The sequence below is a fragment of the Streptomyces hygroscopicus subsp. hygroscopicus genome (assembly GCF_030269125.1).
Taxonomy (GTDB): domain Bacteria; phylum Actinomycetota; class Actinomycetes; order Streptomycetales; family Streptomycetaceae; genus Streptomyces; species Streptomyces hygroscopicus_C.
In genome coordinates this window covers 223,137-238,877 of the sequence record NZ_BSSM01000006.1, presented here as the reverse complement: position 1 = coordinate 238,877, position 15,741 = coordinate 223,137, and the positions used below count along the sequence as shown (strand labels likewise).

Here is a 15,741-nt window from a genome sequence, read left to right as displayed (position 1 = left end):
ACATCAGCCGAGAGAGGGAACCGCGCCTTGAGTAGTGTCCTCATCGCCAACCGCGGAGAGATCGCGGTCCGGATCCATCGCGCGGCCGCCGCGCTCGGCCTGCGGACCGTGGCCGTTCATGGCGCGGAGGACCGTGACGCCCTGCACGTGCGGCTCGCCGACACGGCCTACCCGCTGCCGGGTGAAGGGACCGCCGCGTACCTGGACGCGTCACGGATCGTCGAGGTCGGACGGCGGGCGGGCTGCGAGTTGGTCCACCCGGGATACGGGTTCCTGAGCGAGAACGCGGAGTTCGCCGAACTGTGTACCGAGGCCGGGCTCACCTTCGTCGGCCCCGCTCCCGAACTGCTCGGTCTTTTCGGCGACAAGGCCCGCTCGCGCGAACTCGCCCGCCGGCACGGGGTTCCCGTGCTGGCGGCCACGAAGGGCGGAGTGAGCCTTGAGGAGGCGCAGGGGTTCCTGGCGGGCCTGGGGCCCGGTGCGGGCGTGATGGTCAAGGCGGTCGCCGGTGGTGGCGGGCGCGGCATGCGGGCCGTGTTCGAGGCGGACGAACTGCCCTGGGCCTACGAACGCTGCCGGTCCGAGGCGGAGCGCGCGTTCGGCGACGGGGAGGTGTATGTCGAGCAGTTGTTGCGGCGGGCCAAGCACATCGAGATCCAGATCATCGGTGACGGTAGCGGCGCGGTGTCGCACTTGTGGGACCGCGAGTGCAGCGTGCAGCGGCGGCACCAGAAGCTGATCGAGATCGCGCCCAGCCCCTCCCTGCCCACGGCCACCCGCGACCGTTTGATCGAGGCAGCCGTCACGATGGCCTCGGCCACCCGCTACCGGGGGCTCGGCACGTTCGAGTTCCTCGTCGACGCGGAGAATCCCGAGTCGTTCTGGTTCATCGAGACCAACCCGCGGATCCAGGTCGAGCACACCGTCACCGAGGAGCTCACCGGTGTGGACCTGGTGACTGCTCAGTTCCAGGTGGCCCGCGGGTGGACCCTGGCGGAACAGGGGCTGCTGCAGCACGAGATCCCCGCCCCGCACGGCTTCGCGATCCAGACCCGCGTCAACCTGGAGGAGACAGCCCGTGACGGCTCGGCGCGCGCGTCCACCGGGACGCTGGACGTCTTCGAGCCGCCCGGCGGGCCGGGGGTCCGCGTCGACACCCACGGCCGTACCGGGATGCGGGTCGGTGGCTCGTTCGACTCCCTGCTGGCCAAGGTGGTCACCCGCACCACGCGCGGGGACTTCGCGGCGGCGGCGGCGCGGGCGGACACCGCGCTGCGGGAGTTCGCGATCGAGGGCATGGCCACCGGCATCCCGGTGTTGCGGGCCGTGCTGCGGCATCCCGCCTTCCGCGACGGAACGGTGACGACGCGTTTCATGGACGAGCATCTCCACGAACTCGTCCCCGAGGCTCTCGGGGATGCCGGGGCACCGGCGAACGGCAGCGTGGTGAGCGCCGCGTTCCCGGGCAGCGTCGTGGCCGTCGGAGTGCGGCCGGGCGACGAGGTGCGGGCCGGGGCGCCGTTGCTCGTGGTCGAGGCGATGAAGATGGAGCACGTGCTGACCGCTCCGTGCAGCGGGCGGGTCCGCGCGGTCCACGTCACCGTCGGGGATGTCGTGGCCGCCGACCGGGAGTTGGTGGTGCTGACCTCGGCCGAGGTCGCCGGGGAGGTGGCCGAGGAGGCGGTCGAGGTGGATCTGGACGCGATCCGGCCGGACCTCGCCGAGGTCGTCGAGCGCCACCGTGTCGGTCTTGACGAAGCCCGGCCGCAGGCCGTGGAACGGCGACGACGCTCCGGACAGCGCACCGCACGCGAGAACATCGGCGACCTGTGCGGCCCGGACGGTTTCACCGAGTACGGTGCCCTGGTGGTCGCCGCCCAGCGGCAGCGCCGCTCGATGGAGGACCTGATCACCAGCACTCCGGCCGACGGCCTGGTCGCGGGCATCGGCCACGTGGGCCGCGAGCAGTTCGGGGCGAAGGCGAGTCAGTGCGTGGTGCTGTCCTACGACTACACCGTGCTGGCCGGTACGCAGGGCCTGCTGAGTCACAAGAAGACCGATCGGATGCTCGAACTGGCCGAGCAACGCCGCCTGCCGGTGGTGCTCTTCGCCGAGGGGGGCGGCGGTCGCCCCGGGGACACCGACACCACCTCGGTGTCCGGACTGGACGTGACCACCTTCTCCACCATGGGCCGGCTCTCCGGGCTGGTGCCGACGGTCGGCATCGCCTCCGGGCGCTGCTTCGCGGGCAACGCGGCGCTGCTCGGCTGCTGCGATGTCATCATCGCCACCGCCGGCACGACCATCGGCATGGGCGGCCCGGCGATGATCGAGGGCGGAGGTCTCGGGCGGTACCGGCCCGAGGAGGTCGGGCCGATGTCGGTGCAGGTGCCGAACGGTGTCGTCGACCTCGCGGTGGCGGACGAGGAGGCGGCCGTGGCCGCCGCCAGACGGTACCTCTCCTATTTCCAGGGCCCGCTCGACTCCTGGGACTGCGCCGACCAGCGTCTGCTGCGGCACGTCGTCCCGGAGAACCGGGTGCGGGTCTACGACGTCCGCGAGGCGATCGAACTGCTGGCCGACACCGGTACGGTGCTGGAACTGCGCCGGGAGTTCGGCGTCGGAGTGATCACCGCGCTGGTGCGGGTGGAGGGCCGCCCGATGGGACTGGTCGCCAACAACCCCGGCCATCTCGGGGGTGCCATCGACAGCGTGGCCGCCGACAAGATGGCCCGGTTCCTGCAACTGTGCGACGCACACGGACTGCCCGTGGTGTCGCTGTGCGACACGCCAGGATTCATGGTCGGTCCCGACGCCGAACGCACCGCCACCGTCCGCCACTTCAGCCGGCTCTTCGTCACCGGCGCCAACCTCGGCGTCCCCGTCTTCTCGGTGGTACTCCGAAAAGGCTACGGACTGGGCTCCCAGGCGATGGCCGGGGGCAGCTTCCGCAACCCGGTGGCCATGGTGGCCTGGCCCACCGGCGAGATCGGCGGCATGGGCCTGGAGGGTGCCGTCCGCCTCGGCTACCGGCGCGAACTGAACGCGATCGCCGATCCGCAGGCGCGGCAGCGGGCCTTCGACGAACTGCTGGCCGAGCAGTACCGCCAGGGCAAGGCGGTCAACGCCGCGGCCGTGTTCGAACTGGACGACGTGATCGACCCGGCCGAGACCCGGCGCTGGATCACCGAGGCCTTCGCCTCCCATCCCACACGCCGCCCGGACACCGCACGCAGAAGGCACATCGTCGACACATGGTGACCGCGCGCTCGCGGCTCGCAGAGGAGGAACGGACATGACGTTCGAGGAGTACCTGGACGACCTGCGGGCCCGCCAGGCCCGGGTCCGCCCGCACGACACACCGCACGAGGTGCGCTACCCGCTCGGCGAGATCTCCTTGCCCGAACACGTCGCGCACTGGGCCGGCCGGTATCCGGATCGTCCCGCGATCGTCTTCGCCGACCGGACCGTCGGTTACCGCGAGCTGGACGAACTCAGCGGACGGCTGGCGGGCTGGCTCGCCTCGGTCGGCGTGAAGGCCGGGGACCGGGTCGCGGTCCATCTGCCGAACTGCCCCCAGTTCGTCATCGCCATGCTGGCCGCGCTGCGACTGGGCGCGGTGCACGTACCGGTCAACCCGATGTTCCAAGCTGCCGAACTGGCCCATGAGTTGGAGGACTGCGGCGCCACCGCCGCGATCACCTTGGACACGCTGGTGCCGCTGCTCGAAGCGGCGCGGCCGAGCACCGCCGTCCAGACGGTGCTCGTGACCTCGGCCGCCGAGATGTCCGGCGCACCCACCGCGCCCGCCGTGGCACGAGAAGGAACCGTGCGGTGCTGGGAGCAGGCGCTCGCTCACGAGCGCGCGAAAGACGCGCCGACCGACCTCGACGCCCTTGCCGCGCTGAACTACACCGGCGGTACGACCGGCCTGCCCAAGGGCTGCATGCACACCCAGCGGCACATGCTCTACACCGCCGCGTCCAGCGCGGGTGCCACCGGGCATGCCGCTGACAGAGGCTATGTGGCCCTCTGCTACATACCGGTCTTCTGGATCGCCGGCGAGGATCTGGGCATCCTCACCCCCCTCGTCCTCGGTGGCACGTCCGTGCTCATGTCCCGCTGGGACCCGGCCGAGGTGCTGCGCGCGATCGACACCCACCGCGTGACGACCATGGTCGGCACGGTCGAGAACTACCTCGAACTCACCGAACTGCTGAGCCGGCCCGAGTTCTCCGCGTACGACCTGAGCTCGCTCACCGATCCGATGGCCGTCTCCTTCGTCCGCAAGCTCGACCCGGAGGTCCGCGGACGCTGGGCTGCCGTCGCCGGGCCGGGCTCGCTGCTGCGTGAGGGCGCCTACGGGATGACCGAGACCCACACCTTCGACGCGACCCCCTACGGGCTCGCCGAGAACGATGAGGACCTGACGACGGAGCCGGTCTTCTGCGGCATACCCGTCCCCGGTACCGACATCGCGGTGGTCTCCTTCGGGACGGGCGAGCCCCTGCCGCTCGGCGAGGCGGGCGAGATCATCGTCCGCAGCCCGTCGGTGATGACCGGTTACTGGCGAAGGCCCGAGGCGACGGCCGAGCAACTGCGCGACGGCTGGCTGCACACCGGCGACAACGGCCGCATCGACGAGAAGGGCTGCCTGCACTACCTCGGCCGCGACAAGGACATGATCAAGGTCAAGGGCATGAGCGTCTTTCCGGCCGAGGTCGAGATGCTGCTGTGCCGCCACCCTGACGTCCACACCGCCGCCGTCGTCCCGGCGGAAGACGCCGCCCGCGGCCAGACCCCGGTCGCCTTCGTCCAGCTGCGTCCCGGCGCCACCACCGACGCGGCGACCCTGCGCGCCTGGGCCGCCGAGAACATGGCGCCCTACAAGGTGCCGTTGCTGGAGCTCGTGCCGGAGTTCCCGATGACGACGACGGGCAAGATCCGCAAGGTCGAACTGGCCGACCGCGCCCAGTCGCTGGCCACGAGGGCGGCAGACTGAGCCCGTCCCGCCGGGAACGCGGAGTCGCGCGGGACGTCAAGCCGCTGGAGGGGCCCGGCGGCTGGGCGTGAGCCCGACGGCGGCCTGTCCGCCGCAGCGGATGCGGCGGGACGGCGGTGCGCAGGCTCCGGCCTCCGGGTCCCGGTGGATCGCGGTGCCGTATCCGTGCGGACGGAGCCGGGCTCCGGGCGCACGACGGCGTCACGTGAAGGGGCCGGTCTCGGCACGCGGGACGACGCGATCGAGCACCCGAGTCGGATCTCCGCGGAGAAGAGGACGGCGCTGTCCGCCGCGGAGGCCCGCCGGGAACTCGGCCGGCGGACGGTCGCGGACCACGCGAAGCGGTGACGGCCGCGGCAGCGGAGGATGACGGAGTACGCCGCGGGCCGGCCCGTCGACGGCCCGGTTTCCGCGACGCTGTCGGAAGAGGAGTGGGGCGATGCGCGCGGACGGGTGCTACGGCGAGCCGGGCAGGTGCGGGGAGCGGAGCACGAGCAGGGTGATCTCGCTGGGGGCGAAGACGCGGAACGGCGGGCCCCAGAAGCCGGTGCCGCGGCTGGTGTAGAGCAGGGTGCGGGTGCCGTGGCGGCTGAGGCCGGCGACGGCGGGCTGGTCGAGGCGGACCAGGTGGTGGAAGGGCCAGATCTGGCCGCCGTGGGTGTGGCCGGAGAGTTGGAGGTCGATGCCGGCGGCCGCCGCCCGGTCGACGAACTTCGGCTGGTGGGCCAGGAGCAGGACGGGCAGGCCGGGGTCGGCGCCGTCCAGGGCTCCGGCGAGGTGGGCACGGTGGCCCGCCAGGCCGGAGGACTCGGCGGTGACGTCGTCCACGCCGGCGACCACGAGGGTGTCGCCCCCGCGTTCGAGCAGCAGGTGGCGGTTGCGCAGCGGTTCCCAGCCCAGCTCGTCCATCAGGTCGACCCAGCCCTGTGCCTCGCTGTAGTACTCGTGGTTGCCGGTGACGTACACGCGGGCACGGGTCGCCCGCACGGTACCGAGCGGGGCGGCCTGGGCACGGCGGCGTTCGGCCGTACCGTCCGCGATGTCACCGGTGTGGCAGACCAGGTCGGCTTCCAGGGTGTTCACGGTCTCGCACACCCGCGCCGACCAGCGGGCGCGATCGAGGGGGCCGTAGTGGGTGTCGGTGATGAGGGCGACACGCAGCCCGTCCAATCCGGCACCCAGCCGCGGGAGGTGCACGTCGAGCCGGCGCACGCGTGGCACGCGGCGGGCCTCGGCGTATCCCCAGGCGAGCAGCGCGGCGGTTACGCCCAGGACGGCCCACGTGACGATCCGGGCCCGGTCCTGGCTCTCACCGACGCCGGCCACGGCCAGGGCGAGCCGCAGAAGGACGCCGAGCAGGACGGACCAGGTGAACAGGACCCAGCTGGTGCCCAGCAGGGTGTCACCGATGATCGCCGCCCGGTCCCGCTGGCGCCGGCCGTGGCCGTGCGCCATGGCGAACGGCATACCGATGAGGCCGCCGACGAACAGGACGGTGCCGCCCAGCGTGACGGGCAGCGGCCAGTGCTGTCCGCTGTGCAGGAGCACCCAGCAGGGCACGGCCCACAGCACGACGGGGGCGATCACGGGGACGTAGCGCATCAGGCGGAGCAGTCGGCTCCGCCGCGGTGCTCGTGCCTCGTTCTCAGCGGGCCGGGCATCGCTGATGTCGGTCATGCTTCCCCTCCCTGACCGGGCTGCCGTCTCGCGCACAGTATCCGGTCACCCCGGGCCGGCTGTACCGGCTTTCCCGATCGCGGCCCTTGGGGCGAGGAGGGACGGAAAGGGGTCGTCCTAGGCGAGGTCCTTGCCGTAGCCCGGTGCAAGTCGCCCTCGCGTCGACCGGACCCCGGCGGCCGAAGAGGCTGGTGCCCGGGGTCGCGGACAGAGTGACGGTGGCCGACGCCCGGCGGGCAGCCGCCACTGGTTCCGGCGTGTCGTGCGGCAACGCGATCTCGCGCAGGCGTCCCGGTGGGCGCTCCCTGAGGCCATGGCGGACGGCGGCGGTCCACGAGACCCGCGCGGTGTCGGCAACCACCGACGGAGGCAGCGCGGCGGCCCACCGGATCCAGCCGGGTCGGGGCCGCCGGCAGCCACCGACGGCGAGGCGCCCGGCGCGCGCGGCGACGGCGGACGGCAGGCCGCACGCCACCGCGACCACGATCGATGCCGGGCCGCCGGCGCCCGACTGACGTGACCATTCCAGCGGTGATGTCCTTTCGACCTCATGGCGGACGTGCCGTCAGGTAAGTCGACGATTGGTCGGCTTCAGTCCTCGGCACTGGGCGGTACGAGGCCGAAAAACCCTGTCGATGTACAGTGAGAAACGCCCTTGACCTGCAAGAGCGGGCAGGGAGCCAACACTCCGGGAGTACTACATGCTGCGCACGATGTTCAAGTCCAAGATCTAGCGTTTGCGTGTCTTTGCAGGTCAGAGGTGTGACGGCCCCGCTCGGGTCAGCAAACAGTCAGCATCGGGCGCGGGAGCGTCCCAGCTTGCTGACCTGGCGGCTGCCATGACAGGGGACCTGGACACAGGTGCGTGACTCCCGCTTGGGAGGTTCGCTGCGTGACTCGACAGCTCGTCCGCGGCACGGGTCCTTGCGAGGGGGCTGTCGGGGTCGAAGCGGAGTACCTTATGGATGCCGTCTGCCCCTCCGGCCGCTACCGCGACCTCGGCTGCCCCGGTGTCCTTCTCGTCCCCTGCGCCGGCGCCATGGGCCTCGGCTTCGGCACCGTCGTCATTTCCGACACCGAGACCGAAACCGCAGCCGACTCCACCGCGGCGGCCCTCCACGTGACCTGCTGCGTCATGATCACCCGCACCGGCGAGTGGGGCTGGTCCCGGGTCGGCAGGGCGGCGCGTTGCCGCGCCACTGGGGGCTGCACGGGGAGGCCATGATGAGCTAAGCGCTCACTGGGTGAGATGTCCGAGAGAAGGGCGGGCGGCGCCCGACATATACGTACGACAGGGGAGCCCCGTATCCGCCATGCCGCCGCCTCCCAGCAGCGATACTGGATGCATGGACACGACGATCACCGCCCCCCGTGCGGAGGTGCTGCGGGACCGCTACCGCAGCCGACTGCCCGAGCGCTTGCAGGAGCTGGCCGGCCCCGTCGAGGGCAACGTGGACCTGCCGCTCCACATCGTCTGGTCCGGGCGGACGAGCTACAGCCTGGACCGTCCGAAGTCCCGCATGACGCTCTACCGGACCGTCCTCGCCGAAGGACCCCGTGAGGACGTGGTGGCCCTCCTGCACCACCGGCTGCTCACCGAGCAGTGGCCCGTGCTGCGGCGCTTGATCAGTCCCTACATCCGCGAGGTCTGGGAGGACGCCTTCCCCGAGCTGCCCTGCACCGCTCCAGCCGACACGACCGCCGCGTGAAGCTCACTCCGCTCCACGAGCGTCTCCTCGCCGACATCCTTGACCTCGGTTCCCCCTACCCTCTGGTCCTCACCGGCGGATACGCCGTGCAGGCCCACGGCCTGGTCGAACGCTTCAGCCGTGACCTCGATGTCGCCACCGAGAACCCCGCTCCGATGCAGGAGATCGTCGCCTCACTCACAGCAGGCCTCAGCGAGCGTGGATGGCGGACCACGCACGTCCAGACCGATCCGCTCAGCGGCCGGTTCCTCGTCACCGATCCGGACACCGGCGAGGAGTGCGAGGTCGACATCCTCAAGGAGGCGTTCTGGGCTCCGCCTGCCCAGACGCCCTACGGCCCCGTTCTTGCCCTCGATGACGTGATCGGTACCAAGGTCCGCGCCCTCGCCGACCGCGGCACCGTCCGCGACCTCATCGACGTCCAGGCTGCCTCCCGCCACCGCTCCACCGCCGACCTCGAATCCCTGGGCCGCCGTCGCGCCCACGACGAGTTCAGCCTCGAAGACCTCCGGGACCGGCTCATCGGCGCGGACTGGTACGAGGATGAGGACTACACCGCGTACGGGCTCAGCTCCCGGCAGATCGAAGAACTCAAGGCGTGGGCGCTGGAGTGGGCGGAGGATCTGGGTGCGCGGATCCATGACGAGAACGCCTGAGAGGCGGCCATCGCGTCCACCCCTCTACCGCCGTTGTAACGAGCGGATGCGGTGTAGCCAGCAGGTTCCAACCCGGAGCCGCCCCGGGTGGGTGGCTGCCCTGCACGGCGGATGTGCAGGGCAGCCGAGCGATACCCAGCAGTGGACTCACGGCGAAACCGGGCTGCGGTAGCGGTCAAACACTGCATCCCGCTCCCTCTCTCAGGTCCAGTCTGGGTCTCGACGGTGGAACTCGGTAACGGCCAGTTCGAAGAACCGGTCTGAAGGCTTCCGGCTCTATCCATTGACTACCAGTGCTGACAGCATCGGCTCGGGGCTGGTACTGTCCCGGCGGCAGACGTCTGCCAGCAGGAGCGACATCGTCCGGCTGTGGTAATGCACCCGGTGTGCCGGTGCCACGGCCTCGCTCAGCGCCTTGTCGGTGTCGGTCCGGCCCTCTCGGGCCCAGCCCTGCGGAAGAGGCCGCGTACTCGATGGGCGAGCACGCAAATCTTCCATCAACGTGCGCCTTGTGCGCCAGTTCGGCTCGTGGAAGCTGAACACCGTCACGCCTGTCCGTTTCCGTCAGTCGCCCCCGAATATTTCCGCTGAAGGCCCGTAACCTTCCGAATGAAACTATGATGTAGGCCACGTCCCGGGTCTCCAGGGGAGGGAGAGCCGAGGGAGCGGCGCGGTCGAGCATGGGCCGGGCTGTGTGCAAGGGGGGTGTGCATGCCCGAAGGGCAGACGGTTTCTGCGGCGTCGCGGAAGGTTGCAGAGCTGGTCCGCGCCTTTACGTCCGGAATTTCTGAGCGGGAACTGGTCGTCGAGGCCAAGAGACAGTTCGGCACACTGCCGGAGCAGCGGTTAGTCAAGCTGGTCGCCGAGGCGGTCCGTGGAGGTTTGCTGATCGCTTCGGGGGACATTCTCCTGCCTGCTGCTCTGCAGGAGTCGGCGCCCCCGGCACAGGTGGCGCCTGAACGACGCAAGCCAGGCGCTGAATCCGCTATCGCTGCACGGTTGGACGAGACATCCGTGCTGCGGACCGTCGCGCTCGACGTCGAGAGCGTCGTACGTACCACGGCGACCGCTCCCTACTTGGAGCGGCACGTCTACGAGGTGGCAGCGGTCAGGTTCGGCGCCGATCGGGAATGGGTCGCTGCGGCCCCCCGCTGGCGGCGTTACCTCAGGTTCCCTGGGGACACTGAGGAGTTGCGTGACGGCAGCGTCCGGGACGCTGTACTCGGCCAGGGGCTATCCCCGCAGCAGGCGTGGACGGAGCTGAGCGACTTCCTGTCGGATGCTGATGTCGTGGTCGCCTACAACGGCACGACACTGGACTTCCCCGTCGTCAGTGAAGCGGCGAAGGAGGCCGGTACCAGCGATCCGCTCTCCGCCGTGCGCCCTGTCGATGGCCTGTACCTCGCGCACGCCGCTTGGCCGACAGCCCCGTCCCACCGACTTCAGGATCTCGCGCTTCAGCTCGATGTCTCCCGTTCGGACCTCCGTGCCCATACTGCGGACGGCGACGCGTTACTGCTGGTGCGCCTCCTGGAGCGGGCCGCCGCGGAGTTCGCGTGCAGGACAGCCGAATTGCGCGATCTCATCGCCGACGTCTGCCCCGACTCGGACGCCTGGCGGCTGCTGCGGGAACTGGCCGAGGGTGAGGCATTCAACGATCGAGAGCCGCAGGTGTGGGAGCAGGCGCACGTGGCCCGCCTGTTGGGTGCCGAGTTTGGACAGCACACGCCGCGTCGAACCCCTGGGGGAAGGGCACCGGGCAAGGGCACCGTGGACGTGCCGGACGTCTTACGGGGCGCCGGCGGGCGGGTCGAGCCGACCGCTCTCGCACGGGTCGTGCACGGCTCCCGCGTTGAACCTCGCGCCGCCCAGCAGGAGATGACGTCGACGCTGCACGACTGGACCGACCGCGGCGTCGGCGGCCTGCTGGAAGCGCCCACTGGCACCGGAAAGAGCTATGCGGTACTTGCCGCCGCGCTGGACTGGCTCGCCGGTGGCGACAGCCGCACCGCTGTCATCGCCACGTACACCAAACAGTTGCAGAGCCAGATGGCGAAGGACGTCCAGGACCTGGAGCGGGCCCTGCCGGGCATCCTCGGGGTCGCCGACCTGGTCAAGGGCAAGTCCAACCGGCTCTCCCTCGCAGCCCTGACGAAGACCCTCGCCGAGGCCACGCGTCGGCGCCGCTCCGCGGGCACCGCCCGCGCCCGCTTCTCCCAGCGGAGCCGGTTCCGCGAACTCGCCGTCTTCCTCGCGCTGCGCCTGCTCGCGGCTAAGGAGCCCCCGCAGTCTTGGACGGCCAGATCGGTCGACCCGGTGGACCTGCCCGCCTTTTTCACCGACTACACCGGGTGCGGCCTGCCGCTCTGGCTGGAGTCGCTGTCGCAGCGCGACGGCGACTACGGCCCCGCCGCAGGCAACCCCCTCACGGTGCATACCGACACCGTCCGGGAGTCGATCGACAGCCACCGCCTCATCCTCGCCAACCACGCGCTCGTCCTTTCCCACCTGGACGACCTGCGTGCCGTCGGACCCGAGGTGCTCCTCGTGATCGATGAGGCGCATGAGCTGGAGAACGCCGCCACATCCGCGCTGACCGTGACCGCCGACTACCAGGACCTGGAAGCTTTGCTGCCGGAGTACCAGGCATGGATCGCGGACGCGCACCCGAGCACCGCTAAGGAGCAGGCCGCCGCAGCGATTGCCGACCTCGAACGGCTGCTTGACGATGAACGCCTTCCGCGGCTGGCGGCGCAGGCCTTCGACGCCCAGGCCAAAGGCGTGGGCGTACGCATCGGCAGCCGGTCGACCACGCTCGCCAGCCCCTACGCTGGCACCTCCGGCACCCGGCACACCCGGCGGCTGTCGCTGGTGCTGGAGAGCATCGCCAAGGCGCTCGTGTCCTGTCGCATCACGCTGGAGCGGTACGTGGTCCAGCACGCCGCCGGAATCGATCCCCTGGTACGCGAGCGCCTGACCGGGCTCGCGGAGCACACCGACTCCCTCACCACGGCCCTCGACCGGATCACGGCCGACATCCGCGCCCTTCTCGACCCTGCCCTCACCCTGGACGAGGCTCCCCCTTCCCGCGTCATACATCTGGAGGAAGTGGACGAACCCAGGGCGGAGCTGCGGTCCTACCGGTTCCGTGTCGCCACCAGTCCCGTCGATCTACCTGCAGACCCGGAGTGGCGGCGCTACCTGGAGTCCTTCGACCGTGTCCACTACGTCTCCGCGACCCTGCGTGTCGCCGGAGAATGGGATTTCATGCGGACCCGACTCGGGTTGCCCGACGATCTGCCGACGCTGGCCCTGCCTTCCCCGTTCGCCCTGCGCAGCCAGGCCGAGGTCGTGTGCTTCTCCGACTTTCCCTCCTGGGCGGAGCAGGAGGAGGGCGCCTTGCGGACCGTCGCCCACCAGGTCGCCGGGTTCGCCACCGAAATGACGCGTATACGCGCCGACGGCAACGGCTTCGACGACGGCGGCATGATCCTCACGACCGCCCGATCGACCGCCGCGGGCATCGGCTTCCACCTCGTACGGGAGCTGCGCACCCGCGCCCTCGACACCCCAGTCGTTGAGGCGCTCACTCTCGGCAACGGCCGGGCCTATCAGGCCTTCACCGACCGGCGGGACGGCGGAGGGTTTCTCGTCGGCACGAAGGGACTCTGGCAGGGGGTCGACGTCTCCGACGCCGAGCGGGTGCGTCTGGTGTGGATCAACAAACTGCCCTTCGCACCGTTCGCCGCTCCGATCGTGGAGGCCCGGCGCGCGGCGGTCGCCGCACGAGCCGAGCAGGCCGGCCACCCCGATCCGGAAGGTGCCGCCACCGAGCACTACTACCTGCCGCTCGCCGCGCTCCAGCTGCGTCAGGCGGTGGGCCGGCTCATCCGCTCCGACCGTCATTGCGGCGTCGTCGTCATCAGCGACCGCAAACTCGCGGGAGCAAGCAGCCTGCGCCGCTCCTACCGGCGTGTCTTCCTCGGCAGCCTTGATGACGGACTTCAGCGCCCTGACCCGGAAACCGGCGACATCGGCGGCGGCAACGTCGCCACCATGGCCGAAGGATGGCGTCGCATCTGGCAGTTTATGGCGGCCCACAACCTCCTGGATCCAGTCCGGGCCGCGGAGCTGTGTACCGACGAAGCTCTCGAACGACAGACCCTCCTGCCGCACACCAGGCGCATCCGCGAACTGGCGCTGACCACCGAGGAGACTCGGAAGTTGCGCAAACAGGGCATGCTCGGGGAGGAGATCAAGGACCGCTGCGCCCGCATCGGAGGATTGCTGCGGCTCGTCGACGAACCCGTGGCCCTCAAGCCGGCCCAGCAGGCCGTCATCGCCGCGGTGGCCGAGGGACGCAACGTACTCGGACTGCTTCCCACAGGCTTCGGCAAGAGTTTCACCTTCCAGCTGCCCGCGTTGGTCCTGCCCGGCGTCACCGTGGTCGTCAGCCCGCTCGTCGCTCTCATGCACGACCAGGCCCTTGAACTGAACCGGTCCATCGGTGGCGCGGTCCGCGCGCTCATCTCCCCGCTGCGCGAGTCCAGCAGCAGGGCGGGTAAGACGGAAGTGACGGACCAGCTCCTCGGGCGGGCCGACCACGGTATCCGCCTGGTCTACGTCAGCCCGGAGCGCCTGTGCCAGCGGCGCTTCCGGGAGACCGTCCGCGCGGCCGCGGCGGCGGGCCGGGTGACCCGGATCGCCGTGGACGAGGCCCATACCCTCCCGCAATGGGAGGACTTCCGGCCCAGCATGCGCCGGGTCAGCAGGTTCCTGGACGAGCTACGCCGGGACCACGGGGTGGCGGTCACCGCGGTGACCGCCACCGCCAACAAGGCCGTCCACGAGGCGCTGCGCGAAGGACTGTTCGGTCTACCCGCCGAGGTCCCGGAGCCCGCTTCGGCCGAGGCGACCGCCGAAGCAGAGCATCCCGGAGTCGTCGGCGGGCTCCTGACGGTGCGCGAGAACCCGATCAGGCCCGAACTCGCCGTCTTCCGCCGCTCCCTCGACCGGCTCGGACAGGGAGGTGTGGCGGGGCTGGTCGAGCTCGTCGTCGATGCGCTCGACGGTCACGCCATCCTCTACTGCCTCACCGTCAAAGAGGTCAACACCCTCTACACCCACCTGCGCGAATACGCGGGTGACGCCGGCGTCCGCGTGCTGCGGTTCCACGGCCGTCTGACGGAGGCGGAGAAGGCGGCCGTCATGACGGAGTTCCGGGAGGCGCCTCGGGAAGGCGACGACGGCTTCGTCCCGGTCGTGGTGGTGGCCACCTCCGCCTTCGGGCTCGGTGTCAACCGGCCCGACGTACGCACCGTGATGTGCGTGTCCCCGCCTACCGACCTGGCCGCGCTCTACCAGCAGTTGGGTCGGGCGGGGCGGGACGGCGCGGGGCGGGGGACGGCCGACGACGGCCCCGTCAACAGCGGTCTGGCCCTCGCGACGAGCCGGGGTCTGCGCATGGTTCGTTTCATGACGGGCCAGGAACTGCCCCCGTCGCTGCTCCGGCGCATGGGCAGCCTTGTCCTCGCCCAGCGGGACGGCACGCTCGATCCGGTACGGCTGGCCGACCTGCTCATGACCGAGGACGCCGCGAGCGGTGCGCTGAGCGAGGCCGAGCTAGACGACCGGCACACCCAGGAGCGCTACCAGGGCGGCATCATGCGGGCGTTCAGCGCGCTCGCCGACCTCGGCGCCGTCGAGGACCTCGGCGACCACCCGCCGTTCTGCGCGGTCAAGCCCGGCGACCTCCGCCCGGCCGGCCACGGCGCAGGACAGACGCCTACCACTGCAGCGGAGCGCGACGAGGAAGCGGCCGGGTCCGTGCGGCTGGAGCAGACCGTCATCGACACCGCCCTGTCCTGGGACACTCCAGGACAGGTCGACGTCCGAGCTCTCGACCGGGAACTCGCCGCCTGTTGCCCCGACTACCGCTCGGTCGCCGATGGACCGTCGGCGACCTGGGAACTGCTCGCCGACCTCCACGACCGTGGGCTCCTGGACGTCTCCGCGGCACCCAGCCGCCGCCTGGTCACCGGTCTGACCACCCGCACCGGCACCCTGCCCGACGGGTTCCTCCCGCTGCTCGTCCGACGCGGCCGCCGAGCCGCCGAGGAACTGACCAGGCTCCGGAGCTTCTTCCACGCGAGCACGGTCTGCGCCCAACGGGTCTTCGCCGACTACTTCGGTGTCAGCGATCTGCCCGAGGGGTGCTGCACCACGGCCCGCTGCCGCTGCTCGGCCTGCTGGGACACCGGCCGCTGGCCCGTGGAGGAGCGGCGCCCTGCGGTTGCCCAGGCCTTCGACAGCCCGCGCCCCCGCGAGGGAGGCAGTGCCGACACCTCACTGCGCGAACAGCGCGTCGACCTCCAGGTCCACCGGCTGCTGCAGCTCCAGCCGCAGGGCGCACACCCGCGGCGGCTCTGGCACGCACTGCGCGGCGACGAATCCTCGTACAACCCGAGGAATCGAAAGATGATCCCCCTGCCGAAGGCGATCCGGGAAAGCCGCCACTTCGGCGGTCGAGCCGATCTGCCCTATGCGGCAGTAGGCGCGAGCCTCACACGGCTGGCCGCAGCCGGAGCCGCAGTCGAGGGCCCGGACAGCCTCTGGCGAGCCGTCCGCCCGGTCCGACACACGGGATCCCGCCGGGCGGGAAGCGGATCCGAACGGAAGGACGGCTGGGCGTGACCAC

7 protein-coding genes are annotated in these 15,741 nt (G+C 70.8%); 6 read left to right on the top strand and 1 reads right to left on the bottom strand.

The features are described 5' to 3' along the window. Window positions 1-27 precede the first annotated feature (27 nt). Both QSK45_RS16340 and QSK45_RS16335 read left to right on the top strand, forming a co-directional pair. Window positions 28-3,261: an acetyl-CoA carboxylase family protein gene (locus QSK45_RS16340; protein ID WP_285557453.1), complete on the top strand. Its 3,234-nt coding sequence runs from the start codon at window positions 28-30 to the stop codon at window positions 3,259-3,261. Window positions 3,262-3,295: 34 nt separating this feature from the next. Then, window positions 3,296-5,002 (top strand): AMP-binding protein, encoded by a 1,707-nt coding sequence (locus QSK45_RS16335; RefSeq protein WP_285557450.1) that lies wholly within the window; start codon window positions 3,296-3,298, stop codon window positions 5,000-5,002. A gap of 456 nt (window positions 5,003-5,458) precedes the next feature. Here QSK45_RS16335 and QSK45_RS16330 read toward each other — a convergent pair whose 3' ends face one another. Next, window positions 5,459-6,679, bottom strand: a complete 1,221-nt coding sequence (locus tag QSK45_RS16330; protein ID WP_285557448.1) for a metallophosphoesterase — start codon at window positions 6,677-6,679, stop codon at window positions 5,459-5,461. A 961-nt stretch (window positions 6,680-7,640) separates the two neighbouring features. On the opposite strand from QSK45_RS16330, the gene QSK45_RS16325 reads away from it, so the two are divergent. From QSK45_RS16325 to QSK45_RS16310, 4 genes are all read left to right on the top strand, one after another. Further along, window positions 7,641-7,904, top strand: a complete 264-nt coding sequence (locus QSK45_RS16325) for a hypothetical protein (RefSeq protein WP_285557446.1) — start codon at window positions 7,641-7,643, stop codon at window positions 7,902-7,904. A gap of 121 nt (window positions 7,905-8,025) precedes the next feature. Further along, window positions 8,026-8,388 carry a hypothetical protein gene (locus QSK45_RS16320; RefSeq protein ID WP_285557444.1) on the top strand — a complete coding sequence of 121 codons (363 nt, stop codon included), beginning with the start codon at window positions 8,026-8,028 and terminating at the stop codon, window positions 8,386-8,388. After that, the gene (locus QSK45_RS16315; protein WP_285557442.1) at window positions 8,385-9,044 is read left to right on the top strand and encodes a nucleotidyl transferase AbiEii/AbiGii toxin family protein; all 660 of its coding nucleotides are present in this window, start codon (window positions 8,385-8,387) and stop codon (window positions 9,042-9,044) included. The genes QSK45_RS16320 and QSK45_RS16315 overlap by 4 nt, the downstream gene beginning before the upstream one ends. A gap of 711 nt (window positions 9,045-9,755) precedes the next feature. Further along, window positions 9,756-15,737, top strand: coding sequence for a DEAD/DEAH box helicase (locus QSK45_RS16310; RefSeq protein ID WP_285557440.1), 5,982 nt, complete (start codon window positions 9,756-9,758; stop codon window positions 15,735-15,737). The last annotated feature ends 4 nt before the right edge of the window (window positions 15,738-15,741 follow it).